This window comes from Brevundimonas sp. UBA4553 (assembly GCF_002387245.1).
GTDB lineage: Bacteria > Pseudomonadota > Alphaproteobacteria > Caulobacterales > Caulobacteraceae > Brevundimonas.
This window is the reverse complement of sequence record NZ_DGLD01000011.1, coordinates 29,353-52,953: the sequence shown is the minus strand read 5'-3', so window position 1 is coordinate 52,953 and position 23,601 is coordinate 29,353. Positions and strand designations below refer to the sequence as shown.

Here is a 23,601-nt window from a genome sequence, read left to right as displayed (position 1 = left end):
CCCGGACTGCTGAACAAAAAGGCCTCTCCCCAACGCGGGGAGAGGCCTTTTTCTTAGCCCCGGACACGGAGCCGGCTGACTGTGGCCAGCCCCGCGTTCAGCTCTTCCAGCGCAGAACCACTTCTTTGATGGGATTGATGAAACCGCGGCCCTCGGCGCGGCTTTTGATCCACTCACGCTTCAGCTGCTGATACCACTTGGCCTGCTTGTCGGCGTCGTCGATCCAGATCAGGGCCGGATCGTATTTCAACCCCTCGTTCTGCAGGTTCACCATCCCGCCGTCCTGCTTCAGAAAGGCGACGACGCCCATGCGCAGGAAGGGCTTGGCCACGTTGAACACCCAGTGGTCGGACCAGAATATCTGGGTGATGCGGGTCTTGTTTTCCGTCACCGGCGTCAGGCAGGTCAGGGCCAGCACCTGCTTGGCGCCCACCTGGATATGCTCCCAGCGATAGCCCGGCAGACGGAAGGTGATCTCGGTCGCCGGAGCCCCGCCCAGGATTTTATAGAGGCGGCTGTTCGACGACGGCGCGTGACGCACCATGGCCCAGCCATAGTCACGCGGCGCAAAGGTCTTGGCCTTCTCGTGCATCGAATGTTCCGACCGCCACCACCACTGCTGGTGGACAAAGGGGCCGTGGGCCGGATCCATCAGGCCGACGACCGCGTGGTCGATATGACTGTCGAAATCCATGGCCTCGACCAGCTTGGCCTCGCCCTCGGCGCCGGGGAAGAGCGGCGGCTCGTGGTCCGGTTCGGACGGGTTGCGCGCGTCCGACGCCATCCAGACAAAGACCAGGCCCTGGCTCTCGCGCACCGGATAGGATCGCACCCGGATTCGATTGGCCTCAAAGGCCTGATCCTCGACCAGGGACGGAATGGCGGCGCAGACGCCGTCGGGGCGGAAGCGCCATCCGTGATAGGGGCACTCGATCGTCTCCCCCTCGCCCGGCTTCTCGACCAGACGCCCGGCCGACAGCGGCGCGGCGCGGTGGGGGCAGATGTCGCGCATGGCGTAGACCTCGCCCGCACGCGTCCGGCCGATCAGCACCGGCTCGTCCATCACCTCATAGCGTTTCAGGCTGGCCACCGGCACGTCGCGCGCCAGGGCGACGAAATACCAGGCGTCGCGCACGAAGCCCTTGCCAAAGGCGGTCGGGGGGGCCTTGGCTTCGGGCGCAGCGGAAGCGGTGGACGGAACGGGTTCGGCGACGACTGGCTTCATACCGCCTCTCTATCAAGAGACACCGCCCCTGTCGTCGGCGTCGATAAGGGATCACAAAAAGAACTTTACATTACAAAGTATCGTATCTATATCGGAAGTCATCACTCGGGGAGCCACGCCATGAAACATCGCACCGCCTTCGCCGCCGCCCTTCTGGTTCTCGCCTCGGCCCCGGCCGCGCTCGCTCAAGATGGCCATGTGAACCATGCCGCTCACGGCCACGCCCACGCCCCCTTCGCCTCCGACCGTATCCACGTCGCCGTCGAGGGCCAAGGCCCGGACGTCATCTTCATCCCCGGCCTCAGCTCCTCGCCCGCCGTGTGGCAGGGAACGGTCGACCATCTGAACGGCGCCTACCGCGTCCACCGCGTCCATGTTCAGGGCTTCGCCGGCGCGCCGGCCAAGGGCAACGCCAGTGGTGCGGTCGCCGCTCCCGTGGCCGAGGAGATCGCCCGCTACATCCGGGAGCAGGGGCTGAACAAGCCCGCCGTCGTCGGCCACTCCATGGGCGGCACCATGGGCATGATGCTGGCCGCGCGGCATCCCGATCTGGTCGGCAAGCTGATGGTCGTGGACATGGTCCCCTTCATGGGCGCCATGTTCGGTCCGCCCGGAACCACGGCGGAAGGCGTCGCGCCCATCGCTGACCAGATCTTCACCGCCCAGTCGACCGCACCGCGCGACCAGTATCTGACCCAGGCCAAAGCCGCCGTCACCGGCATGATCAATACCGAGGCCGCCCGCGCCGGTCCCTTGCAGGACGCCGAGACCAGCGACCAGCAGGTTTCCGCCGCCGCCTTCCGTGAACTGATCGTCACCGATCTGCGCCCGGAACTGTCCAAGATCACCGCCCCGGTCGAGGTGCTGTATGTCAAGTTCAACGACCCGCGCATGACCGACGCCATCACCGACACCATCTATCAGATGTCGTTCGCGACCCTGCCGGGCGCCCAGCTGAAGCGCATCGACGACAGCGCCCACTTCATCATGCTGGATCAGCCTCAGGCCTTCTACACCGACCTCGACGCCTTCCTGACGAAGTGACCCATCCCGCCGCAGATCGGATCGTCGGTCTGTATCAGGACAAGGCCGCAGACTGGATCCGTGACCGGGGCGCCGTCCTGCGTCAGCACGAGGGAGACTGGGACGAGGTCGCTTGGCTGGATCGCTTCACGGCGGGTTGGCCGTCCGGCGGGCGCGTTCTGGACGTCGGCTGCGGCTCCGGATGGCCCATGGGCGCGGCCCTGCTGAGGCGCGGCTTCGACGTGATCGGCCTGGACGCCTCGCCCGGCCTGATCGACCATGCCCGCCGGACCCTGCCAGCAGGCGACTGGCGCCTCGGCGACATGCGCGACGGCCTGCCAGAGGGCGACTTCCACGGCGTGCTGGCCTGGCACAGCCTGTTTCACCTGACGCCGGAGGCGCAGGTTCACGTATTGCCCGCGCTCGCCGCCCGCGTGGGCGAGGGCGGGCAGCTGATGTTCACAGCCGGCCCCGCCCACGGCGAGGCGATCGGCGAGTGGTGCGGAGAGCCGCTCTATCACGGCAGCCTGGCGCCTGAGGTCTATCGCCTCGTGCTGACCGGGGCTGGATTGACCGTCGAGAACAGCGGGGCTCAAGGCGTCTGGCTGGCCCGGCGCGCCATTCTTTCGGCGAAATAGATGCTCACGCTCATGTGAACTCAAGCGGGGCGTTTTCTGCGGCCGCGTGACCGGCTAGGGTCTCGTCGCTGCAAGAGGGACTTTCATGGCGCGTAAAGACGGCGGACCTGACCGCAATGAGCAAGGCGGCGGCAAGAAGCGTCGGTCCTTCCTCGGCAACCTGCTCTACTGGGGCGCCGTGCTGGCGGTTTGGGGCCTGATCTTCGCGGTCGTCTTCTTCGCCATTTTCGCGCGCGATCTGCCGGACACCTCGACCCTTTACGACGTCGAGCGCCAGCCCTCGATCACCTACCTGGACCGCTCCGGCGCCCTGATCGCGGTGCGCGGCACCCAGATGGCTCCGCCGGTCGATCTGGACGCCCTGCCCGACTATGTCCCAGCCGCCTTCGTGGCCATCGAGGATCGGCGCTTCTACCACCACCCCGGTTTCGACCCGATCGGCATGAGCCGCGCCATGGCGCTGAACCTCAAGGCCGGTCGCGTGGTGCAGGGCGGCTCCACCATCACCCAGCAGCTGGCCAAGAACCTGTTCCTGACGCCCGATCAGAACATGAAGCGCAAGGTTCAGGAACTGATGCTGGCCGTCTGGCTGGAGATGAAGTTCACCAAGAAGGAAATCCTCGCCCTCTACCTGAACCGGGTCTACTTCGGCGCCGGCGCCTACGGCATCGAGGCCGCTTCTCAGCGCTACTTCGACAAGAGCGCCGACAAGCTGACGGTGGGCGAAGCCGCCCTGCTGGCCGGCCTGCTCAAAGCGCCCTCGCGCTACTCCCCGGTGTCGGAAAGCGAGCGCGCCGCCACCCGCGCCAATGTTGTGCTGAATGAAATGGTCGAGGTCGGCGCCATCACCCCCGCGCAACGCGAGGCGGCCGTGGCCGAGCCTGTCCGCGTCTCGCGCACCCTGGCCAGCCAGCACGCCCAGTATTTCATCGACTGGCTGGACAAGCAGATCCGCGGCCTGGTCGGCGAACCGACCGAGGACATGGTGGTCGAAACCACTCTGGACCTGACCCTGCAGACCGACGCAGAGCGCGCCGTGCGCCGCACCCTGGACCGTGACAAGGGCCGGGGAGTCGAACAGGCCGCTTTGGTCGCGCTGGACGGCGAAGGCCGGGTCCGCGCCATGATCGGCGGCGGTTCCTACGCCGACAGCCAGTTCAACCGCGCCACCGACGCCCGTCGTCAGGCCGGTTCGGCGTGGAAGCCTTTCGTCTATCTGGCGGCGGTCGAGGCCGGCTACACCCCGACCACGCCGGTCGTGGACCAGCCCGTGACCATCGGCGGCTGGTCGCCGCGCAACTATTCCGGAAACTTCTCAGGCCAGATGACCCTGGCCCAGGCCGTGGCCCAATCCACCAACACGGTCGCCGCCTATGTCGCCGATCAGGTCGGCCGCGACAGCGTGGCCCGCGCCGCGCGCCGCCTGGGCGTCACCAGCGAGATCGGCCTGCAACCCTCCATGGCCCTGGGCGCCGTCGAGGTCAGCCCGCTGGAGATGGCCCAGGCCTATGACGCCTTCGCCAACGGCGGCAAGCGGGTCCGGGCCTATGGCATCAGCCGCATCCGCACGCCGTCGGGTCGCGTCATCTACAGCCACGGCGCCGGCGAGAACGGTCAGGCGATCAACAATCCGTCGCTCTACTACATGAACCAGATGCTGCGCGGTGTGATCACCTCGGGCAGCGGTCGCTCGGCCGCCATCGGCGGGCGCGACATCGCCGGCAAGACCGGCACGACCTCGGACTACAAGGACGCCTGGTTCGTCGGCTACACCGGCGGCTTCGTCGCCGCCGTCTGGGTCGGCAAAGACGACAACAAGGCCATGCGCGGCGTGACCGGCGGCTCGTCCCCCGCCGCCATCTGGCGGGGCTTCATGGAGGCGGCCCTGCCCAAGCTGGCGGTCCAGCCCATCCCCAACGGCCCGCCCCTGCCCGAGGGCTGGGTCGCGCCCGACCCGATCGGCGACATGATGGGCCAGGTCCAGGACCCGTACGCTCAACCCGTGGACAGCGAGCCGGGCCCGGCCATCGTCGATGGGCAGCCGATCCCGACCCCCGCGCCCCTGCCCAATGATCAGCCGGTGGTGCGGCCCACCTCCCCCCAGCCGGCGCCCAAGGAAAGCCCCCGGGGCGAAAACAGGCCGGAAGCCGTCTTCTTCTAGAGGATCGCCCTAGCGCCCCACGGCGTGCAGCGCCGCGCCGTGGTCGCGCAGCCATTGGCGGAAGGGCCGATGGTCGCCGACCAGTCTATGCACCACCGCCCAATAGGCCGGGCTGTGGTCGGCGTGGACCAGGTGGGCGACCTCGTGCGCGGCCAGATAGTCAGCCACCTCTGACGGGGCCATGATCACGCGCCACGAATAGCGGATCGAACGGTTGTGCGGGCTGCACGAGCCCCAGCGCGAACGGGTGTCGACGATCGACACCTTGACCGGTTTCTGACCCAGCGATTTCAGGTGCACCTCGGTGCGCGCGACCAGAAACTCACGCGCCGCGCGCTTGAACCAGTTCTCGACCCGGCGTGAGAAGGCCTCGCCTTCACCGCCCGAGCGGATCACCGGCCCCTCCGGCGTCTCGACCAGACGCGCCGCCCCGGCCCCGCCGACCGCTTCCAGCCGCACGATCCGCCCCAGCCATGACACCTCGCCGCCGGGCTCCAAGGGGGCGCCCACGACCCTCGCGGCCAGGCGATCCCTGATCCAGTCCGACTTGGTGCGCGCAAAGGCCACGACCTCGGTCAGCCGTCGCTCGGACGGAGCCACGGCCACGGCTTCGCCGGCGCGGGCGTCGATCCGGATGGACAGCCTGCGTGCGCGGGGATTCACCGACAGGCGAAGGGCGCCTCCGCCCTCAAGCGGCAGCCGCTGGCCGTTCCGATACTGCACTCAGGCTCTCGTTCTGGGCGATGAAGTCGCGCACGCGCGGATAGATTTCGTCGCGGAAGCGGCGGCCGTTGAAGACGCCGTAGTGGCCCACGCCCGGCTGGACGTAGAGCAGGCGTCGCTCGTCAGGGATGTTCGGCGTCAGACCGTGCGCGGCCTGGGTCTGACCCACGCCGGAGATATCGTCCTTCTCGCCCTCGACCGTGGCCAGGCCGATGTCGGTGACGGCCGACAGGTCCACGCGCTTGCCCCCATGCTCCAGAAGGCCCCGCGCCAGCAGGTGCTGCTGGAAAACGATGTCGATGGTCTGGAGATAGAACTCCTCGGTCAGGTCCAGCACCGACAGATACTCGTCGTAGAACTGCTCGTGCTTCTCGACCCCGTCGCCGTCGCCGTCGACCAGGCTTTCGAAGTAGCGACGATGGGCGTCGATGTGCTTGTCCTCGTTCATCGACATGAAGCTGTAGAGCTGGACGAAGCCCGGATAGACCCGCCGTCCAAAGCCCGGATAGGGCCAGGGCACCGTGTGGATCATGTTCGACTTGAACCAGGTGAAGGGCTTTTCCTCAGCCAGTTGATTGGTCACCGTCGGCGACAGGCGGGCGTCGATGGGCGAGCCCATGAAGGTCATGGAGGCGGGCCGGTTCGGGTCGTTCTCGGCCGCCATGACCGCGCAGGCCGCCAGAACCGGCGGTCCCGGCTGGCAGACGCCGACGACATGAGCGCGCGACCCGATGGCGGTCAGCATGGCCCGGACGTGGTCGATGTAGTCGTTGAAGTCGAATCGGCCTTCCAGAACCGGCACCTGCCGGGCGTTCTCCCAGTCGCTGACACAGACGTCATGGTCCTGCAGGAAGCCCTCGACCGTGCCGCGCAGCAGGGTGGCGTAGTGGCCCGACAGCGGCGCCACGATCAGGACGGCGGGCGCGTCAACAGGCTTGCCCGCCCGTTTCAGATCACCAGGATCCCGCCTGAAGCGGACCAGCCGGCACCAGGGCGAGGACCAGACCACCTGCTCGGTCGTGCGCACCGCGTGACCGTCGACGTCCAGCGTCTCCAGCCCCCAGGCCGGCTTGCCGTAGCGCCGCGTCAGGCTCTCGAACACCTCGGCCGAGGCGTAGGCCGTGCGGCCGATGGCCGTGTCGGAGGCGGGATTGAAGGGCGACGTCCAGAACTGCCGGGCCATCTGGGCTCCGATCCGGAACGGCGTCGCCGAATGGTAGGCGAGTTCGTGAAATGCGTAGAGCATGAAACCCCGATGCGGCCCCCGCCGATGCGGCAGTGCAGCATATAACGCATCTCGACGCAAAACAGACCAAGGTCGCCCTCGATCAGGGAAAGGTGATCAGCCGCGCTCCATGGCGTTTTCGATCAGCCTGACGGTGCGGTCCGGCCCCAGGTCGTGCGCCACAGCGCTGCGGAACTGGCCATCCGGTCCCATCAGGTAGACGGTCAGGCTGTGGTTCATCGTATAGGTCTCGCCCTCGCCGACCTTCTGGTAGAAGGCGCGGTATTCCTTGGCGACCTGGGCCGTCTGTTCCGGTGTGCCGGTCAGGCCGACGACGCCCGTGGGGAAGCCGTCCGACGACAGATAGTCCTTCAGCAACTGGGGCGTGTCCCGCTCGGGGTCGATGCTGACGAAGACGATCTGCAGATCCTTGGCCTTGTCGCCCATGCGCTCCTGCACCGCATTCAGAACGCCCAGCGTGGTCGGGCAGTAGTCGGGGCAGTAGGTGAAGCCAAAGAAGACCAGGGTCCACTTGCCGTTCAGGATCGACTGGTCGACGACCTGCCCGTCCTGATTGGTCAGGGTGAAGGGACCGCCGACGCTCGGCTGGCCGGTTCCGCTCTCGGCCACCTGGGCCGATTGTTCGCGGCCCTTGACCACGACCATGGTGATCAGGCCCAGGGCCAAGGCGATGACCGCACAGGCGGCGGCGAACAGAATGACAGGACGACGCGGCATCGACTTCTCCTCGGACGGCGAGGATGCGGCCGTCAGCTTGACGGTCTATAGAAGAGGCGTGAACAGCACAGAAGCCCCCTCCCTGTCGCAGGCCGTGAAGGTCGCGGGCCGCCCCGGCGCCATGGAGGCCCTGCGCGAGCGGCCGCGACGCGGGCGCGGTCTGTCGCTGCGCACCCTGATCGTGCTGCGCTGGCTGGCCGTATTCGGCCAGACCTGCGCCATCCTGACCGCCTATTTCGCCCTGCACTTCCCTCTACCTCTATGGGAGTGCCTGCTGACCATCGGCGCCGGGGTGGTGATGAACCTGGCGACCATGGCGCGGGCGCGGCGCATCGACGGCAGCCTGCCCAACGGGCCGCAGACCGCGGCCCAACTGGGTTTCGACATCCTGCAGCTAGCGACCTTGCTGGCCCTGACCGGGGGCCTGGACAATCCCTTCTGCCTGCTGCTGGTCGCGCCGGTGACCATCGCCGCGGCCTCGCTCCCGTCGCGTCAGGCACTGGTCCTGGGCGTCATGGCCCTGATCGCTTTGGCGGTCCTCTTCTCCTGGTCCCTGCCCCTGCCTTGGCGCCTGCACGAGCATCTGGTCCTGCCACCCCTCTATCGCTTCGGCATGGGGCTGGCGCTCGCCACCGGCGTCCTCTTCACCTCGGGCTATGCCTGGAAGGTCGCCGCCGACGCCGAGAAGCTTGAACTGGCCCTGGCCACCACCCAGGACGTGCTGCAACGCGAGCAGAGGCTGGCGGCTTTGGGCGGCCTGGCCGCCGCCGCCGCCCACGAACTGGGCACGCCGCTGGCGACCATCCAGGTGGTGGCCAAGGAACTGTTGCGCGCCTCGCCGCCCGACAGCCCCGTGGCCGAGGACGCCGCCCTGATGCTGCAGCAGGCCGAGCGTTGCCGTGACATCCTGAAACAGCTGTCAGCCCAGCCCGAGGAGGGCGACGCCCTCTACGCCGACGTCGACCTCAAGGCCCTGCTGGAAGAGGTGGTCGAACCGCACCGCGGCTTTGATCTGGACTTCCAGACTGCCGTGAAGGTCCCGCCCGGCCAGCCCCTGCCCCGCGTCCACCGCCTGCCCGAGGTCATCCACGGCCTGTCCACCCTGATCGAAAACGCCGCCGACTTCGCCAACAGCCGGGTGCGCGTCACGGCAATCGTCGACGCGGGCTGGATCGAGATCGACATTCTCGACGACGGTCCCGGCTTTTCGTCCGAAATCCTGCCCCGTCTGGGCGAGCCCTATGTGACCAGCCGCCCCCAGGCCAAGGCCCGCCGCGCGTTGGCGGCCCAGATCGCCGCCGCCTCGGACACCCCGCGCAAGGCCGGCCGCAGGGCCGCCGCACCGCCCCCGATCACCGCCCCCATCGCCCCCAGCCAGGGCGGCATGGGACTGGGCTTCTTCATCGCCCGCACCTTGCTCGAACGCAGCGGCGGCAAGGTCTCGGTCGGCGCGGGAGACGGCGAGAAGGGCCAGCCGAGGGGGGCCCGCGTCACCGTCCGCTGGCCGCGACAGGCGCTGGAAGTCGCCGAGCCCGATCTTCAGGCGCCGGGGTCCCAGGTGGAACCTGATGTCGCAGTCGGGAGCTAAAACCTTGACCATGCCGCGCGGACGCACGACCTGAAGGTCAGGAGAACTGAATGTCCGAACTCGAAGCCCGTATCGCCACCCTGCCCGACAAGACCCTGCTGCTGCTCGACGACGACGCGGCGCTGCGCACCCGGCTGGGCCGGGCGCTGGAGGCGCGCGGCTTCGACGTGAACCTCTCGGGGTCGGTGGCCGAGGCCAGCGACGCCCTGCGCGTCTCGGTCCCTGCCTTCGCCGTGCTGGACATGCGGCTGGAGGACGGCAACGGCCTCAAGGTGGTCGAGGCCATTCGCGAACGCCGCGAGGACGCTCGCATCGTCATGCTGACCGGATACGGCGCCATCGCCACGGCGGTCGCGGCGGTCAAGGCCGGCGCCGTCGACTATATGCAGAAGCCCGCCGACGCTGACGACGTGGTCAAGGCCCTGCTCTCGGTCGGCGAAGCCCCCGAGCCGCCCGAAAACCCGATGAGCGCCGACCGGGTGCGCTGGGAGCACATCCAGCGGGTCTATGAGCTGTGCGACCACAATGTCTCGGAAACCGCCCGCCGCCTGGGCATGCACCGCCGGACCCTGCAACGGATTTTGGCCAAGCGCGCGCCTCGATAGAGCGCGCCATTTCGGCGGCTGAGGGGCCTTCTGCGCTATTGAGAACTCGGTAAGGCCCTAGTCCCGCATCGTCCTGAGCGCGCCTAGCCGCGCGAAGGCCAGAGTCAGCGCCTTCCTGCGTGCCGGGGCCAGCGGCGTGACGGGCGCCTCACGCACCACCGCCCCGCCGAAGCCGTCAGCCACGATCAGACCGGGTTCGTCGGGCAGTACCGTTTGCGGAAACTCCGGCGCCACGGCGAAGTAGAAGGCGTCGCAATAGGGTCCGTATTCCTGCCATTTGCGGTCGACGCGATAGTCGTCGACGCCCGACTTCACCTCGCAGATGACGATGTCGCCTTTCGGCCCCAGAGCCATGACGTCGGCGCGCCTGCCGTTGGGCAGACAGACCTCCAGCAGGGGCGCGTAGCCCATGTCCAGCATCAATCGCGCCGCGCCCCGCGTCACCGACAGGGTGGTCTCAGGGCGGCTGAAGACCAGTTCGAGATGAAGCGCGGAGGCGGCCATGTCGCCTTTATGTTCCGCCTATGTTCCTATCGCAAGCGCTGCCGGTTCTCGCGCCACGCTTCCCGCGTCTGGCCCCACAGATTGACAGGGTGATGCTGGAACGGCGGCGGCATGGTTCCAGGACCGCGATTGGTCGAACCCAGCCGCCGCGCCACCTTTTCCGAGCCGCGATTATCCGGGTCGATGCAATGGATCACGTCCGTCCAGCCCAACATGTCGAAGGCGTAGTCCATGGTCGCCGCCGCAGCCTCGACAGCATAGCCCCTGCCCGTGGCGTCGCGGTGCAGGCTCCACCCCACCTCGCGACCCGGCCAGTCATAGGGATGAAGCGGTCCGATCCGGCCCATCCAGTTCCCCGTCGCCTTCTCGATCAGCGAGAACATCCCTTCGCCGTGCAGGGCCCACATGCCCGCCACCGCCGCCATGCCGCGCCAGACCTCGTGCTTCGACTGCACCCCGCCGATGAAGCGGGTCGTTTCGGGATCGCTCATGAAGTCGGCCCAGCGCGGGAAATCCTCCAGCGTCGGCGGACGCAGGAACAGGCGCTCAGTCTCCAGCGTCGGTCCCAGAGAAGAGGTCGGACGCTCGATCACAGCAGGTACTCCCGTTCCAGAGAATAGACGCTGCCGTCGCCGGTCAGGACGCTGGAATAGAGGCCGAAGCGGTCCACCCGGATCGGCGGCGAATGCAGCAGGTTGTGGCCCGCGATCCAGGCCCCGATGCGATCCGGGTTCGCCTGGGGCTTCAGATAGGCCAGCGTCACATGGGGCCGGTATTCGCGTTTCTCCGGCGGCACGCCCGCCCTCTCGCCGGCCGAGCGGCAGCGCCCGGCCAGGACATTCAACGGCTCCGAGCGTTCCAGACCGGCCCACAGGGTATGGGTGCGGTGGGCGTCGCCGAAAGCCCCGACGCCGTTCAGGGTGATCTCGAATGCCCCGCCGCCCTCGGCTCGGCTCAGTTCCGAGGCCAGGTCATCCGCCGTGCGCTCGGACGCCTCGCCATAGAAGGCCAGGGTCACATGCAGGGCGTCCAGCGGCCGCCAGCGCGCGCCCGGCAGGCCGGACTGACGGCGTTGAAGCGTCTCGGCGACGTCTTCGGGGATCGAGATGGCGGTGAACAGACGCAGCATGCGACCCTTGGTAGCGGGCGGAACGACCGTTCGGAAGACGGGTTTTCCTTGCAAGGCGGAGCGTCCGTCCCGATATTTCCGGTCAAGGTCGGCATTTGCCGTCCACTTGGGAGACTACTTTCGCGATGAGCGACTTCAACAACGGTTATGCGCGCCCGCTTCCGCAGTCGGCGGACATGTCCGTCGACGCCGGTCTGCGCGCCTTCATGCTCGGCGTCTACAACAAGCTGGCCCTCGGCCTCGTGGTCGCGGGCGTCCTCGCCTACGTCACCGGCAACGTGCCGGCCGTGCAACAACTGCTGTTCGCCCGCACCGACGACGGCCGCATCGGCCTGACCCTGCTGGGCATGATCATACAGTTCTCGCCGCTGGTCCTGCTGTTCGGCTCGATGTTCTTCATGAAGAACCCGACGGCCAAGGGCGTGAACCTGCTCTACTGGGCCGTGGTTTCGACCATCGGCGCGGGTCTGGGCGTCCTGTTCCTGCGCTACACCGGCGGTTCGCTGGCCTCGACCTTCTTCGTCACGGCAGCGGCCTTCGCCGGCCTCAGCCTGGTCGGCTACACGACCAAGAAGGACCTGACCGCCATGGGCAGCTTCCTGATCATGGGCGTGATCGGCCTGATCATCGCCTCGATCGTCAATATGTTCATGCAGTCGGGCGCGCTGTACCTGATCATCTCGGCGCTCGGCGTCCTGATCTTCTCGGGCCTGATCGCCTATGACACCCAGCGCCTGAAGATGACCTACTACGCGCTCGGCGGTAACCAGGAAGCCATGGGCGTGGCCACGGGCTTCGGCGCCCTGAGCCTGTTCATCAACTTCGTGAACCTGTTCCAGTTCCTGCTGGCCTTCATGGGCGGCAGCCGGGAATAGGCCTCAGGTAGCGCGCAAGCGCGATAGGCCCAAAAGATCGAAAGCCCCGGCGGAAACGTCGGGGCTTTCTCTATTCCACCACGCTGAACTTGCGGCTGTCGAACACCCGCAGCACCTGGGCCAGGTCTCGCCCACGCTTCAGCACGTGGCCGCCCTCGCCGATCACGGCCCACTGACCCTGCTTCAACCGCAGCGCCGGACGCTTTTCGATCCGGTAAAGCGGCGCGTCGCCCGAGCGGCGGAAGATGGCGAACTCCGCCACCTCCTTGTGGCCGATCATGGCGTAGTCGCGCCATTCGCCAGCGGCGACCATGCGGCCATAGACCCGCAACACCAGCCCCAACTCCTGCCGATCAAAGAAGACCGGACCGGCTTGCGGGGCGTCTGAACTGTGCGGATCAAGACTCATCGTCCTTCAACTTAAGGCGGCCCGCGCCGAACGCCAGCGGCGCCGCGACTTGTCACCTGCCCGCCACGCGTCCAAAAGGCGGATCAAGTTCAGATACGGAGACGACCCATGGCGACGAGCGAAGGCTGGGATATGCCCACCGGCGACCTGATGAAGGGCAAGAAGGGCCTGATCATGGGAGTGGCCAACTCCAGTTCCATCGCCTGGGGCATCGCCTCGCAGCTGGCCGCCCAGGGCGCCGAGCTGGCCTTCACCTACCTCGGCGAGGGGCTTGAGCGTCGCGTGCGCCCCCTGGCCGAAAGCGTCGGCGCCAAGCTGCTGATCCAGGCCGACGTCACCGACGACGCCTCGATGGACAAGGCTTTCGAGGAGCTGGAAAAGGAGTTCGGCACGATCGACTTCGTCGTCCACTCGGTGGCCTTCGCCAACAAGGACGAGCTGAAGGGCTCCTTCGTCGACAACACCACCCGCGACAGCTTCCTGCTGGCCATGAACATCTCGGCGTTCAGCTTCGTCGATGTGGCCAAGCGTTCGGCCAGGCTGATGCCCAACGGCGGATCGATGATCACCCTGACCTACCTGGGTTCGGAACGGGTCATCCCCAACTACAACACCATGGGCGTGGCCAAGGCCGCCCTGGAAGCCGCGACCCGCTATATCGCCCGCGACCTGGGTCCGAAGAACATCCGCGTCAACGCCATCTCGGCGGGCGCCATGCGCACCCTGTCGCTGGCCGGCATCTCGGGCGGACGCGGCCTGCACTCCAAGTCGGCGCAGTTCTCGCTGATCAAGGAAGAGACCTCGATGGAAGGCGTCGCCGGCGCCGCCCTGTGGCTGTGCTCGGACCTCGGCCGCTCGACCACGGGTGAAGTCGTCCACGTCGACGCCGGCTTCCACGCCGTCGGCCTGCCGGACGACGTCGAAGGCTAAGTCTTCAACCGGCCGCTGAGCCCCGGCAGCAGGCTTCGATATTGTTGCCGTCCGGGTCCAGCACGAAAGCCCCGTAGTAGTCCCCGGCCCCTTCACGGGGGCCGGGCGCGCCGTTGTCGCGGCCGCCGGCCGCCAGCGCCGCCTGATAGAAGCCGTCCACCATCGCCTTGTCCTCGGCGACGAAGGCGACGTGCATCTGATTCAACCCGGCGCGCGATCCTTCCACCCAATAGGAAGGCCGCAGGGTTCCAATCCACAGATAGGGGATCGGCTGCCCGGCGCTGTGGCCGAACAGGAACGACTCCGGCGAGTTGCTCTTCGTCTGCAATTTCAGAGCGCCCGCCACAGCATCATAAAAGCGGCGAGCAACCTTCAGATCCGAGACGACGATTCCAGTGTGATCCAGCATGACCGGCAAACGGAAACACGCGCAGCCGGTTCCTTCTTTGCGATACGCGGACGCTCCGCTTAACGTCCAGCCATGAGTTCCTTGCGCCTGCCGCCCCTCGCCAGCTTCTCCGCCGCCGCCGTGGCGACCGTCATCGGTTTCGGCGGCACAGTGGCCCTGGTCGTGCAGGCGGGGCAGACGCTGGGGGCCTCGCCCGCCCAGATCATCTCCATGGTCACGGCGCTCTGCCTCGGCATCGGCCTGCCTGGCGCGGTGCTGAGCTGGCGGCTGAAGATGCCGGTCGTCCTGGCCTGGTCCACGCCGGGCGCAGCCCTGCTGGCGGCCTCGACGTTGGGCCTCGGCTGGTCAACCGCCGTCGGCGCCTTCGTCATCGCCGGGCTGCTGATGGTGCTAACCGGGCTGATCCCGGCGCTGGGGCGGCTGGCCGAGCGCATCCCCGCCGCCATCGCCTCGGCCATGCTGGCGGGCGTCCTGCTGCCCTTCTGTCTGAAGCTGTTCCTCGTCTTCCCGACAGACATGGCGCTGGCGGCGGGCCTGCTGGCCGTCTTCCTGATCATGCGCCGGGTCGCCCCCGCTTGGGCCCTGCCCGCGGTTCTGGTCGCGGCCTTCGCCGTTCTGGCCCTGCGCGGTCAGGTCGGCCTGCCCGCCGGAACCGGCCTGTTCGGCGAACTGTCGCCGGTGATACCCGCCTTTGACTGGAAGGCCGCGATCAGCCTGGCCCTGCCGCTCTATCTGGTGACCCTGGCCTCGCAGAACCTGCCGGGCCTGGTGGTGCTGAGGGCGGCGGATTACGCCCCGCCCGCCGGCAAGCTGATCTTCTGGGGCGGTCTGACCAGCACGCTTCTGGCCCCCTTCGGCGCCCACGGGGTCAATCTCGCCGCCATCACCGCCGCCATATGCACTGGTCCCGAGGCTCATCCCGATCAGGACCAGCGCTGGACCGTCGGCGTTATCTACGGCCTGATCTACCTGGTGGTCGCCCTGTTCGCTGCGCCGCTGGCCGGGCTCTTCATCGCCATGCCGACCGGCGCGCTAGCGGTAATCACCGGCCTAGCCCTCATCGCGCCTCTCACCGGTTCGTTGACCAGCATGATGAGCGTGACCGAGGACCGCGAGGCGGCGGTGCTGACCTTCGCCGCCACGGCTTCGGGCGTCGCCTTGTTCGGGGTCGGCTCCGCTTTCTGGGGCCTTGCGGCAGGCTTTACGGCCCTGGCCGCGCGCCGCTGGATCCGGCCGCGCTGATCACCCTGCGATAGCGGAAGTGGTCCCGGATATGAGCCCCGAAGAACCGCCCCTTGGACTCGGCCTCAGCCAGTTCTTCGACCAGTTCGAGCGGCACGTCGTCGTAGTCATAGACCGCGCCGGACACGAAACTTACCTTAGCCTGCGCGCGGTCTCGTCATAGCTGTAGAGGCGGATGACGGTGGAGGACATGAAGCCGTAACGAGCCGGCGTGCCAGCGGCTCCGTTCACACGCCTGTGTTCTGATCACGATTGACCGCCAGCCTGCCTGTGGCAGCTTGACCATAGGCCGCTCCCCGGCCTGAACAGCGAGGCGACCATGGCGCACAAGTTCGAAGTCTATCAGGACAAGGCCGGCGAGTTCCGCGTCCGGTTCAAGTACAATTCCGAGATCATCTTCTCGACCGAGGGCTATTCCGACAAGTCGGGCGCCAAGCGCGCGATCGAGTCGATCAAGAAGCATGTCGGCGACGCCCCGACCGAAGAAGTCTGAGTTCTGCGGGGGCGCGGCGCCTTCGCCCGCCCCCGCTGTCTCGTCTTACGGCCGCGCCGGGATGTTCAGCCCCCGCTGCACCGCCGGACGGGCCAGACCCCGCTCCAGCCATGCCGCCAGGTGCGGGAAGTCGGCGAACCCGACCAGATCGCCCGCCTCATAGAAGCCGATCAGATTGCGCACCCAGCCCAGGCTGGCGATGTCGGCGATGGTGTAGTCGTCGCCCATGATCCAGTCGCGCGGCGCTCCACTCTCATTGGCCAAACGCCCTTCCAGAACCCCCAGCAGACGACGCGATTCCGCGACATAGCGGTCCCGCGGACGCTTGTCCTCATACTCACGCCCGGCGAACTTGTGGAAGAAGCCGACCTGCCCGAACATCGGGCCGATCGCCGCCATCTGGAAGAAGACCCATTGCAGGGCCTCGTAACGCGCCGCCGCATCAGCGGGCAGGAAGCGCCCGGTCTTCTCCGCCAGATAGACCAGGATGGCCCCGGATTCGAACAGGGCCAGGGGCTTCCCGGCCGGGCCGTCCGGATCAATGATGGCAGGGATCTTGCCGTTGGGGTTCAGCGACAGATAGTCGGGCGTCCAGGTCTCGTTCTTTGTGATGTCGACCAGATGCGGCTCATAGCTCAGACCCAGCTCTTCCAGCAGGATCGAGACCTTGACCCCGTTCGGGGTCGGCAAGGAATAGAGCTGCAGCCGGTCCGGATGTTGGGCTGGATACTGGCGGGTGATCGGGAATGCGGACAGGTCGGCCATGGGGCGCTCCGGGCGGGTTGAGTCTTCCATGTTGGAAGCCCGACCGCGCGTCGCAATAGCCACCGGCGCGGTGGCGGTCGATCAGGCCTCGTCGCGCTCGTCCACCTCGGTCGGACGCACGATGCGCAGCCAGCCGTCGGCGATGCGCAGGTCCGGCGCCGCCTCGCGGGTGAAGGGCAGATACCAGGTCGGACCGCCCTCCTTCGGGGCGATCTCCAGCATGTCCGAAGCGCCGAAATTCTGCACAGACTTGATCGTGCCGACCGCCACGTCGTCCAGATCGCGGGCTTCAAGTCCCACCAGATCGGTCAGGTAGAACTCGTCTTCTTCCGGTTCGGGCAGACGGTCGCGCGGCACGAACAGCTTCTGGCCGCGCATGGCGTCAGCCTGTTCCTTGGTGGCGATCTCCTTGACCCTGGCCACCACGCCCGCCTTGTCCGGTCGCGCCGAGAGCAATGTCAGGGCCGGCGTTCCGTCGGCCTTCAGCAGGGGCTGATAGGCCATCAGGGCCATGGGATCGGCGGTGAAGGCGGTGATGCGCACCTCGCCCTTCACGCCGAAAGCGCCGCCGATCTGGGCGACGAGGATCATCTTGTTTTCGTCGCTCATCGACAGGCTCCGTTTCGCATTTCCACGCGCCAGATAGCAGAAAAGCAGCGCCCGGGATCGGGCGCTGCTTTCCATTTCCGCATCCCGGCCGGAACCGGGAAACCAAAGGCCTTAGCCTTCAGCCTTGTCTTCGGTCGCTTCAGCAGCCGGTGCTTCAGCGGCGGCTTCCTCAGCAGCAGCTTCAGCCGGAGCTTCTTCAGCAGCCGGGGCGTTCTTGGCGGCTTCGGCAGCGGCAGCGGCTTCTTCCTTGGCGCGGGCGGCGGCTTCAGCAGCCTCGACCTTGGCGGCGGCTTCAGCTTCCAGACGGTCAGCCTCGCGCTGGGCGCGCTCGGCGGCGCGTTCCTGGGCCTTCTTGCCCGGGGCGCCCTTGTTCGGGTTGTTCGACTGGGTCCAGGTCACCTTGCCGACCAGGACTTCGTCTTGCGACTGGCTGATGAAGCGCGCGACGCGGTCGGTCGGCTGGGCGCCCTTGGCCAGCCATTCCGAGATGCGGTCGGCCTTCAGGACGACGCGCGGCGTGGCGCTATCTTTGGGCAGCATCGGGTTGTAGCTGCCGACGCGCTCGATGAACTTGCCGTCGCGCGGAGCGTGCGAGTCAGCCACGACGATGTAGTAATAGGGGCGCTTCTTGGCGCCGCCGCGGGCCAGACGAATCTTCAGCATTTTCAGTCTCTTTCTAGAAAGTCGAAATCAGTTCTTTTTCGGGAAGCCCGGCAGGCCCGGAAGGCCTCCCGGAAGTTGTCCGCCGCCCAGTCCGGCGAGCCGGTCCTGAATGGCTTTCATTTCGTCGGCGCTGGGTTCGGCCATCTTGCCGCCGCCCAGGGCCTTCAGGCGAGCCATGTCGGGACCGCCGCCCATGCCGGGAAGACCCGGCATTCCGCCGCCGCCTCCGCCAAGACCGCCCATCATGGCGGCCATCTTCTGCAGGTTCTTGCCGCCGCCCTTGGACAGCGACTTGACCATGTCGGCCATCTGCCGGTGCTGTTTCAGCAGGCGGTTGATGTCCTGAACCTCGACGCCAGCGCCAGCGGCGACGCGCTTCTTGCGGCTGGCGTTGAGCAGGTCGGGCTTCTTGCGCTCGGCCTTGGTCATGGAGCTGATGATGGCTTCCTGACGGGCGATCATCTTATCGTTGACGTTGCTGTCGGCCATCTGGGCCTTCAGCTTGGCCACGCCGGGCAGCATGCCCATGATGCCCTGAAGCCCGCCCATCTTCTTCATCTGCTGCAGCTGGGCGGCCAGATCGTCCAGATCAAACTGACCCTTGGCCAGCTTGCGGGCCATCTTCTCGGCCTTGGCCTGGTCCAGCTCGCCCGCAGCCTTTTCGACCAGGGCGACGATATCGCCCTGACCCAGGATGCGGCCGGCTACACGGCGGGCGTCGAAGACGTCGAGGGCGTCGACCTTTTCACCAGCGCCCAGATACTTGATCGGCAGGCCGGTGACGGCGCGCATCGACAGCATGGCGCCGCCGCGACCGTCGCCGTCGGCGCGGGTCAGCACCAGGCCGGTCAGCGGCAGGCGCTCGTGGAAGGCCGCGGCGGTGCGAACCGCGTCCTGACCCGTCAGGCTGTCGGCGACCAGCAGGGTCTCGACCGGGTTGGCGACGCGAGCGACCTCGGCCACCTCGGCCATCAGGGCCTCGTCCAGCGTGATGCGGCCGGCGGTGTCGAGGATCAGGACGTCGAAGCCCTGGAGTTTGGCGGATTGCAGCGCGCGCTTGGCGATCTCGACCGCCGACTGGCCCGCCACGATGGGCAGGGTCGCGACCTCGATCTGCTGACCCAGGGTCGCCAGCTGCTCCATGGCCGCCGGACGACGCGTGTCCAGCGAGGCCATCATGACCTTCTTGCGATCGAACTTGGTCAGGCGCAGCGCCAGCTTGGCTGAGGTCGTAGTCTTGCCCGAGCCTTGCAGGCCGGCCATCAGGATCACGGCGGGCGGCGTGGCGTTGGTGTTCAGCGGAACCGGCTCTTCGCCGCCCAGCATCTCGACCAGACCGTCATAGACGATCTTGACCACCTGATCGGCCGGCTTGACCGAACGGATGACCTCTTCGCCCGTCGCCTGTTCCTTGGCGCGGCTGATGAAGTCCTTGACCACCGGCAGGGCGACGTCGGCCTCGAGCAGGGCGACGCGGACTTCGCGCAGCGCTTCCTCGACATCCTTTTCGGACAGGGCGCCGCGGCCGGTGATCCGGTCGAATACGCCTGTCAGCCGCTCGTTCAGAGCCTCGAACATTCAAAACCTTTCATGCGCGAACCCTGACCTCCATAGAGAAACGACCTCTGGCGACGATCACGTCGGCAGAGGGTCCTCGCCATCCTCGTCCCGATCGAGCGGGGGTCGTGATGGAGGAGGCGCAGGTTCAATTGCGCCGGAAGCCGCGGCTTATGGAGCATCCACAGGCAAATGTCGACTCCCGCATCGGCGTCGCGACAACCACACAAAGGGTTTCAGCGTTGACCATGGGGACTAGGCGGCTCGGATTCCGCTGATACGGTTCCGCTTCCAGCCTCCCCGCTGAAGGACAATGCGATGATTCAGGCCGCCGACGACCGACTGCGCGACGAGGTTCGCCTGCTGGGCGCCCTGCTTGGCGAGGTGATCCGCGACGAAGGCGGCCAGGAACTCTACGACCGGATCGAGGCGGTGCGTCAGGCCTCGGTGGCCTATCACCGCGACCCGGCCTCGCACGACGCTTCGCAGCTGGAAGCCCTGCTCAAGGATCTGTCGCTGGATCAGGCCATCGGCCTGACCCACGGTTTCGCCGCCTTCTCCTTGCTGGCCAATGTCGCCGAGGATCGGGCGGGCAAACGTCGGGCTCGCGATCAGGCTGTGGCCGGCGAACGCGCCGACACTCCCGAAGGGGCGCTGAAGCGGCTGGACGCAGCCGGCGTGGACCGGGCGGCTGTGCGCGACCTGCTGAGCCAGGCCCTGATCTCGCCCGTCCTGACCGCCCATCCGTCCGAGGTGCGCAGAAAGAGCGTCATAGATCGCATCGGCGCCGTCGGCGCCCTGCTCGACGGCTGCGACCGCGACGGCGTCGCCTGTTCGCCGACGGCGCTGAAGGCGGGGCTGCGGCGCCAGATCGTCATCCTGTGGGCCACGCGGCTGACCCGCGCCTCGGGTCTGGTGGTGCAGGACGAGATCAACACCGTCACCGACTGGCTGCAACGCATCTTCCTGCACGTCGCCCCGGCCCAGTTGGCCGAGTGGCGCGCCCTGCTGGACGCGCCCGACCTGCCGCCCTTCCTGCGCATCGGCACCTGGGTCGGCGGGGACCGCGACGGCAATCCCAATGTCGACGCCGAGGTGCTGGCCGCCGCCTTCCGCACCCAGTCGCGCGCCGTGCTGCGCTTCTATCTGGAGGAGGTGAACGCGCTGGGCGAAGAGCTCAGCCTGTCCGCTGACCTGACCACGGTCACCCCCGAACTGACAGCCCTGGCCGAGAGCTCGGCCGACGCCTCGATCCAGCGCGCGGACGAGCCCTATCGCCGGGCGCTCAGCCGCATCTACGCCCGGCTGTCGGCGACCCATCTGGCCCTGACCGGCGGCCCCGCCCCCTTGCCCGCCTCATTCGAGGCCCCCGCCTACGAGGGTCCCGACGCCTTCCGCGCCGATCTGGCCGTGCTGCACGACAGCCTGGTCCGCACCCACGGCGCGGTTTTCGCCGACGACCGTTTGGCGCGGCTGATCACGGCCGCCGACGTCTTCGGCTTCCACATGGCGACCCTGGACCTACGTCAGAACTCGGACGTGCACGAGCGGGTCGTGGCCGATCTGCTGAAGGTGGCCGGCGTCTGTCCCGACTACGCCGCCCTGGACGAAGAGAGGCGGCTGGCCTTGCTGGCGCGCGAGCTCGAAAGCCCCCGCCTCCTGTTTTCGCCTTACGCCCCCTATGATCCCGAGACCCTGAAGGAACGCGCCATCCTTCAGGCGGCGGCTCAGGCCCTGGCCGCCTTCGGCCCCCAGGCCATCCGCACCCACATCGTCTCCAAGACCGACGCGGCCTCGGACATGCTGGAGGTCTATCTGCTGCTCAAGGAAGTCGGCCTCTACGACCCGGCCGATCCCGCCGCCTGCCCCATCCAGGCCGCCCCCCTGTTCGAGACCATCGACGACCTTCGCGCCTCGCAACCGACGCTGGAGCGGGTGCTGGCCGAACCCTCCGCCCGCGCCGTGGCCACCGCGCGCGGCGTGCAGGAGGTCATGATTGGCTATTCGGACTCGAACAAGGACGGCTCCTACCTGACGTCGGGCTGGGAGTTGCACGAGGCCTCGCGCGCCCTGCTGGAGGTGACCCGCGCGGCGGGCGTCCGGCTCCAGCTGTTCCACGGTCGCGGCGGCGCCGTCGGACGCGGCGGCGGGTCCAGCTTCTCGGCGGTGTTGGGCCAGCCCGCCGGAACCGTGGCGGGCCGCATCCGCGTCACCGAACAGGGCGAGGTCATCGCCAACAAGTACGGCGAGCCCGAGGTGGCGCAGCGCAACCTCGACGCCCTGACGTGCGGGACCCTGCTGGCCTCGCTGGGACCGCAGACGGATGGCGGCTACAGCGCCGAACACGGCGCAACCGCGGCGCGCCTGTCGGCGGCCTCGATGAAGGCCTACCGCGCCCTGGTCTATGAGACGCCGGGCTTCGTCGACTATTTCCGCGCCGCCACGCCCATCGCCGAGATCGCCGACTTGAAGATCGGGTCGCGCCCGGCCTCACGCTCGACCTCGACCGCCATCGAAGACCTGCGCGCCATTCCCTGGGTGTTCAGTTGGTCGCAGTCGCGGGTCATGCTGCCCGGCTGGTACGGCTTCGGCTCGGCGGTTCAGGGCGAAAACCCCGACGAGCTGCGCGACATGGCCGCCGCCTGGCCCTTCTTCCGCACCGTAGTCCAGAACATGGAGATGGTGATGGCCAAGGCCGACATGGCCATCGCCCGGCGCTACGCCGGACTGGTCCCAGACTCAGCCCTGGCCGAGTGCATCTATGGCGCCATTCTTGAGGAGTGGAACCGCACCAGGGCCGCCGTTCTGTCGATCACCGGTCACGACGACCTGCTGGGCGGCCAGCCAGAGCTGGACCGGTTGATCCGCCAGCGCATGCCCTACGTCGAGCCGCTGAACCACGTCCAGATCGAACTGATCCGCCGCCGCCGCGCCGGCGACGACGATCCGCGCGTGCGCAACGGCATCCTGCTGGCCATCAACGGCGTGGCCGCGGGCCTCCGGAACAGCGGCTGATCACAGCCATTTGGTCCGCTTGAAGGTCACGTAGAGGCCCAGGCAGATGGCGACGATCAGCCCCATCACCGCCGGATAGCCATAGGTCCAGCGCAACTCCGGCATGTGGTCGAAATTCATGCCGTAGATGCCGGCCACGGCCGTCGGCGTGGCCAGGATGGCGGCCCAGGCGGCCAGCTTGCGGGTGATGACGCCCTGTCGCTGCTGCTCCAGCAGGTTGGAGACCTCGAACACCGAGGACAGGATGTCGCGCAGCGCCGCCGCCCGGCTGGAGACGCGCCGCACATGGTCGGCCACGTCACGGAAATAGGGACGGACCTCGCGGTCGATGCAGGGCAGGTCCAAGGACTGCAGCCTGTTGGCCACCTCCTCCATCGGCCCCAGAACGCGACTGAACTTCAACAGCTCACGGCGAAGCTGGAACAGCCGCTTGATGTCGGCGCGCGACAGGAAGCTGTCCAGCGCACGCTGTTCCATCTCCAGCACGCTGTCCTCGATGTCATCGACGATGGGCACATAGCCGTCGACGATGAAGTCCAGCACTCCGTGCAGGATGAAGTCGGCGCCGTGCCTCAGTTGCAGCGGCGAGGCCTCCAGCTGGGCGCGCAGCTGGGTATGGGCGCGGGCCGAACCATGGCGGATGGTGATGACGTAGCGCGCCCCGACAAAGACGTGGGTCTCGCCGTAGAGGATGGCGTCATCGACCTTCTGGGCCGTGCGGGCGACGATGAACAGCTCGCCGCCATAGACCTCGATCTTGGGCATCTGATGCGCCGACAGGGCGTCCTCGACCGCAAGAGGATGCAGGCGGAAGCGCCGCACCAGCCCCTCGAACTCCTCGTCCGTCGGTTCGTAGAGGCCGATCCACAGATACTCGCCCGGCTTGAGGCGCAGCCCTGCGTCTGTCAGCGGCGCCTCCCGCACGCGTTTGCCGTCCTTGTAGACATAGGAGGCGACGACCGACATCCGAACCTCATTCCTGTTGGGCCGCGGTCAGAAGGCTCCGCCTTCTCGACCCGACGCGGCCCGTGACACGGCCAAGGCTTACGCCACCTCAACAGAAATAGAAAAGGCC

The 23,601-nt window shown here is 67.5% G+C and carries 25 protein-coding genes; 10 read left to right on the top strand and 15 right to left on the bottom strand.

Features of this window, described 5'->3' with window-relative positions; genetic code table 11:
• Window positions 1-97: 97 nt before the first annotated feature.
• Window positions 98-1,225: an aromatic ring-hydroxylating oxygenase subunit alpha gene (locus tag B4A39_RS07295; RefSeq protein ID WP_292034846.1), complete on the bottom strand. Its 1,128-nt coding sequence runs from the start codon at window positions 1,223-1,225 to the stop codon at window positions 98-100.
• Between the two features lie 120 nt (window positions 1,226-1,345).
• On the opposite strand from B4A39_RS07295, the gene B4A39_RS07290 reads away from it, so the two are divergent.
• From B4A39_RS07290 to B4A39_RS07280, 3 genes are all read left to right on the top strand, one after another.
• A complete protein-coding gene (locus tag B4A39_RS07290) occupies window positions 1,346-2,269 on the top strand; it encodes an alpha/beta fold hydrolase (RefSeq protein WP_292034843.1) in 924 nt (307 codons plus the stop codon).
• Complete coding sequence (locus B4A39_RS07285; RefSeq protein WP_292034841.1) at window positions 2,266-2,886, top strand: class I SAM-dependent methyltransferase; 621 nt, start codon at window positions 2,266-2,268, stop codon at window positions 2,884-2,886. Before B4A39_RS07290 ends, B4A39_RS07285 begins: the two co-directional genes overlap by 4 nt.
• 85 nt (window positions 2,887-2,971) lie before the next feature.
• Window positions 2,972-5,047: a transglycosylase domain-containing protein gene (locus B4A39_RS07280; protein ID WP_292034839.1), complete on the top strand. Its 2,076-nt coding sequence runs from the start codon at window positions 2,972-2,974 to the stop codon at window positions 5,045-5,047.
• Between the two features lie 9 nt (window positions 5,048-5,056).
• Here the strand turns inward: B4A39_RS07280 and B4A39_RS07275 are convergent, their stop codons facing one another.
• The 3 genes from B4A39_RS07275 to B4A39_RS07265 all read right to left on the bottom strand — a co-directional run bounded on the left by B4A39_RS07275 (window position 5,057) and on the right by B4A39_RS07265 (window position 7,733).
• Window positions 5,057-5,770, bottom strand: a complete 714-nt coding sequence (locus tag B4A39_RS07275; RefSeq protein ID WP_292034836.1) for a M48 family metallopeptidase — start codon at window positions 5,768-5,770, stop codon at window positions 5,057-5,059.
• Window positions 5,736-7,016 carry a polyhydroxyalkanoate depolymerase gene (locus B4A39_RS07270; protein WP_292034833.1) on the bottom strand — a complete coding sequence of 427 codons (1,281 nt, stop codon included), beginning with the start codon at window positions 7,014-7,016 and terminating at the stop codon, window positions 5,736-5,738. Before B4A39_RS07270 ends, B4A39_RS07275 begins: the two co-directional genes overlap by 35 nt.
• Window positions 7,017-7,112: 96 nt before the next feature.
• Window positions 7,113-7,733 (bottom strand): SCO family protein, encoded by a 621-nt coding sequence (locus tag B4A39_RS07265; protein ID WP_292034830.1) that lies wholly within the window; start codon window positions 7,731-7,733, stop codon window positions 7,113-7,115.
• On the opposite strand from B4A39_RS07265, the gene B4A39_RS07260 reads away from it, so the two are divergent.
• Together B4A39_RS07260 and B4A39_RS07255 are read left to right on the top strand one after the other, a co-directional pair.
• Complete coding sequence (locus B4A39_RS07260) at window positions 7,714-9,321, top strand: ActS/PrrB/RegB family redox-sensitive histidine kinase (RefSeq protein ID WP_409449572.1); 1,608 nt, start codon at window positions 7,714-7,716, stop codon at window positions 9,319-9,321. The two genes, B4A39_RS07265 and B4A39_RS07260, sit on opposite strands and share 20 nt — an antisense overlap.
• A 50-nt stretch (window positions 9,322-9,371) precedes the next feature.
• A complete protein-coding gene (locus B4A39_RS07255; protein WP_292034828.1) occupies window positions 9,372-9,926 on the top strand; it encodes an ActR/PrrA/RegA family redox response regulator transcription factor in 555 nt (184 codons plus the stop codon).
• A 57-nt stretch (window positions 9,927-9,983) separates the two neighbouring features.
• Here the strand turns inward: B4A39_RS07255 and mmcB are convergent, their stop codons facing one another.
• Genes mmcB through thpR form a run of 3 tightly spaced genes read right to left on the bottom strand, consistent with a single transcriptional unit; the run spans window position 9,984 to window position 11,559 of the window.
• The gene (gene mmcB / locus B4A39_RS07250; RefSeq protein WP_292034825.1) at window positions 9,984-10,430 is read right to left on the bottom strand and encodes a DNA repair putative endonuclease MmcB; all 447 of its coding nucleotides are present in this window, start codon (window positions 10,428-10,430) and stop codon (window positions 9,984-9,986) included.
• 26 nt (window positions 10,431-10,456) lie between these two features.
• On the bottom strand, window positions 10,457-11,023 hold the full coding sequence (locus B4A39_RS07245) for a GNAT family N-acetyltransferase (RefSeq protein ID WP_292034822.1): 567 nt from the start codon (window positions 11,021-11,023) through the stop codon (window positions 10,457-10,459).
• Entirely contained in the window at window positions 11,020-11,559 is a 540-nt protein-coding gene (gene thpR, locus B4A39_RS07240; RefSeq protein WP_292034819.1) for an RNA 2',3'-cyclic phosphodiesterase, read from the bottom strand. The genes B4A39_RS07245 and thpR overlap by 4 nt, the downstream gene beginning before the upstream one ends.
• A gap of 125 nt (window positions 11,560-11,684) precedes the next feature.
• On the opposite strand from thpR, the gene B4A39_RS07235 reads away from it, so the two are divergent.
• Window positions 11,685-12,434 carry a Bax inhibitor-1/YccA family protein gene (locus tag B4A39_RS07235; protein ID WP_292034817.1) on the top strand — a complete coding sequence of 250 codons (750 nt, stop codon included), beginning with the start codon at window positions 11,685-11,687 and terminating at the stop codon, window positions 12,432-12,434.
• A 70-nt stretch (window positions 12,435-12,504) separates the two neighbouring features.
• On the opposite strand, the gene B4A39_RS07230 is transcribed toward B4A39_RS07235, so the two are convergent.
• Window positions 12,505-12,843 carry a DUF2794 domain-containing protein gene (locus B4A39_RS07230; protein ID WP_292034812.1) on the bottom strand — a complete coding sequence of 113 codons (339 nt, stop codon included), beginning with the start codon at window positions 12,841-12,843 and terminating at the stop codon, window positions 12,505-12,507.
• A gap of 132 nt (window positions 12,844-12,975) precedes the next feature.
• On the opposite strand from B4A39_RS07230, the gene B4A39_RS07225 reads away from it, so the two are divergent.
• Window positions 12,976-13,773: an enoyl-ACP reductase FabI gene (locus B4A39_RS07225; RefSeq protein WP_292034873.1), complete on the top strand. Its 798-nt coding sequence runs from the start codon at window positions 12,976-12,978 to the stop codon at window positions 13,771-13,773.
• A 4-nt stretch (window positions 13,774-13,777) separates the two neighbouring features.
• Here B4A39_RS07225 and B4A39_RS07220 read toward each other — a convergent pair whose 3' ends face one another.
• Entirely contained in the window at window positions 13,778-14,182 is a 405-nt protein-coding gene (locus B4A39_RS07220; protein WP_292034810.1) for a VOC family protein, read from the bottom strand.
• 72 nt (window positions 14,183-14,254) lie between these two features.
• On the opposite strand from B4A39_RS07220, the gene B4A39_RS07215 reads away from it, so the two are divergent.
• Window positions 14,255-15,424, top strand: a complete 1,170-nt coding sequence (locus B4A39_RS07215) for a benzoate/H(+) symporter BenE family transporter (protein ID WP_292034806.1) — start codon at window positions 14,255-14,257, stop codon at window positions 15,422-15,424.
• On the opposite strand, the gene B4A39_RS07210 is transcribed toward B4A39_RS07215, so the two are convergent.
• Window positions 15,384-15,551 (bottom strand): KTSC domain-containing protein, encoded by a 168-nt coding sequence (locus B4A39_RS07210; protein WP_292034803.1) that lies wholly within the window; start codon window positions 15,549-15,551, stop codon window positions 15,384-15,386. The genes B4A39_RS07215 and B4A39_RS07210 overlap by 41 nt on opposite strands.
• Before the next feature lie 192 nt (window positions 15,552-15,743).
• Here B4A39_RS07210 and B4A39_RS07205 point away from each other — a divergent pair, with 192 nt between their 5' ends.
• The gene (locus B4A39_RS07205) at window positions 15,744-15,917 is read left to right on the top strand and encodes a YegP family protein (protein WP_114817138.1); all 174 of its coding nucleotides are present in this window, start codon (window positions 15,744-15,746) and stop codon (window positions 15,915-15,917) included.
• A 45-nt stretch (window positions 15,918-15,962) separates the two neighbouring features.
• On the opposite strand, the gene B4A39_RS07200 is transcribed toward B4A39_RS07205, so the two are convergent.
• The 4 genes from B4A39_RS07200 to ffh form a co-directional block, all read right to left on the bottom strand.
• Window positions 15,963-16,682 (bottom strand): glutathione S-transferase N-terminal domain-containing protein, encoded by a 720-nt coding sequence (locus B4A39_RS07200; protein ID WP_292034794.1) that lies wholly within the window; start codon window positions 16,680-16,682, stop codon window positions 15,963-15,965.
• A gap of 81 nt (window positions 16,683-16,763) precedes the next feature.
• Window positions 16,764-17,297, bottom strand: a complete 534-nt coding sequence (gene rimM, locus B4A39_RS07195) for a ribosome maturation factor RimM (protein WP_409449575.1) — start codon at window positions 17,295-17,297, stop codon at window positions 16,764-16,766.
• 105 nt (window positions 17,298-17,402) lie between these two features.
• Window positions 17,403-17,954, bottom strand: a complete 552-nt coding sequence (gene rpsP, locus B4A39_RS07190; RefSeq protein WP_292034790.1) for a 30S ribosomal protein S16 — start codon at window positions 17,952-17,954, stop codon at window positions 17,403-17,405.
• Window positions 17,955-17,981: 27 nt separating this feature from the next.
• Window positions 17,982-19,532 (bottom strand): signal recognition particle protein, encoded by a 1,551-nt coding sequence (ffh, locus tag B4A39_RS07185; protein ID WP_292034788.1) that lies wholly within the window; start codon window positions 19,530-19,532, stop codon window positions 17,982-17,984.
• Window positions 19,533-19,829: 297 nt separating this feature from the next.
• On the opposite strand from ffh, the gene ppc reads away from it, so the two are divergent.
• A complete protein-coding gene (gene ppc / locus B4A39_RS07180) occupies window positions 19,830-22,526 on the top strand; it encodes a phosphoenolpyruvate carboxylase (protein ID WP_292034785.1) in 2,697 nt (898 codons plus the stop codon).
• Here ppc and corA read toward each other — a convergent pair whose 3' ends face one another.
• Window positions 22,527-23,492, bottom strand: a complete 966-nt coding sequence (gene corA, locus B4A39_RS07175) for a magnesium/cobalt transporter CorA (protein ID WP_292034781.1) — start codon at window positions 23,490-23,492, stop codon at window positions 22,527-22,529.
• Window positions 23,493-23,601 lie beyond the last annotated feature (109 nt).

Excerpts from the sequence above, each read along its gene's own strand:
- B4A39_RS07225 (WP_292034873.1), top strand. The coding sequence starts at position 12,976 with ATGCCCACCGGCGACCTGATGAAGGGCAAGAAGGGCCTGATCATGGGA.
- B4A39_RS07255 (WP_292034828.1), top strand. The coding sequence starts at position 9,372 with ATGTCCGAACTCGAAGCCCGTATCGCCACCCTGCCCGACAAGACCCTG.
- B4A39_RS07280 (WP_292034839.1), top strand. The coding sequence starts at position 2,972 with ATGGCGCGTAAAGACGGCGGACCTGACCGCAATGAGCAAGGCGGCGGC.
- corA (WP_292034781.1), bottom strand. The coding sequence starts at position 23,492 with ATGTCGGTCGTCGCCTCCTATGTCTACAAGGACGGCAAACGCGTGCGG.
- B4A39_RS07270 (WP_292034833.1), bottom strand. The coding sequence starts at position 7,016 with ATGCTCTACGCATTTCACGAACTCGCCTACCATTCGGCGACGCCGTTC.
- B4A39_RS07200 (WP_292034794.1), bottom strand. The coding sequence starts at position 16,682 with ATGGCCGACCTGTCCGCATTCCCGATCACCCGCCAGTATCCAGCCCAA.
- thpR (WP_292034819.1), bottom strand. The coding sequence starts at position 11,559 with ATGCTGCGTCTGTTCACCGCCATCTCGATCCCCGAAGACGTCGCCGAG.
- B4A39_RS07230 (WP_292034812.1), bottom strand. The coding sequence starts at position 12,843 with ATGAGTCTTGATCCGCACAGTTCAGACGCCCCGCAAGCCGGTCCGGTC.
- B4A39_RS07215 (WP_292034806.1), top strand. The coding sequence starts at position 14,255 with ATGAGTTCCTTGCGCCTGCCGCCCCTCGCCAGCTTCTCCGCCGCCGCC.
- B4A39_RS07205 (WP_114817138.1), top strand. The coding sequence starts at position 15,744 with ATGGCGCACAAGTTCGAAGTCTATCAGGACAAGGCCGGCGAGTTCCGC.
- B4A39_RS07290 (WP_292034843.1), top strand. The coding sequence starts at position 1,346 with ATGAAACATCGCACCGCCTTCGCCGCCGCCCTTCTGGTTCTCGCCTCG.
- B4A39_RS07260 (WP_409449572.1), top strand. The coding sequence starts at position 7,714 with ATGACAGGACGACGCGGCATCGACTTCTCCTCGGACGGCGAGGATGCG.
- rpsP (WP_292034790.1), bottom strand. The coding sequence starts at position 17,954 with ATGCTGAAGATTCGTCTGGCCCGCGGCGGCGCCAAGAAGCGCCCCTAT.
- B4A39_RS07265 (WP_292034830.1), bottom strand. The coding sequence starts at position 7,733 with ATGCCGCGTCGTCCTGTCATTCTGTTCGCCGCCGCCTGTGCGGTCATC.
- B4A39_RS07220 (WP_292034810.1), bottom strand. The coding sequence starts at position 14,182 with ATGCTGGATCACACTGGAATCGTCGTCTCGGATCTGAAGGTTGCTCGC.
- B4A39_RS07235 (WP_292034817.1), top strand. The coding sequence starts at position 11,685 with ATGAGCGACTTCAACAACGGTTATGCGCGCCCGCTTCCGCAGTCGGCG.
- B4A39_RS07295 (WP_292034846.1), bottom strand. The coding sequence starts at position 1,225 with ATGAAGCCAGTCGTCGCCGAACCCGTTCCGTCCACCGCTTCCGCTGCG.
- ppc (WP_292034785.1), top strand. The coding sequence starts at position 19,830 with ATGATTCAGGCCGCCGACGACCGACTGCGCGACGAGGTTCGCCTGCTG.
- mmcB (WP_292034825.1), bottom strand. The coding sequence starts at position 10,430 with ATGGCCGCCTCCGCGCTTCATCTCGAACTGGTCTTCAGCCGCCCTGAG.
- ffh (WP_292034788.1), bottom strand. The coding sequence starts at position 19,532 with ATGTTCGAGGCTCTGAACGAGCGGCTGACAGGCGTATTCGACCGGATC.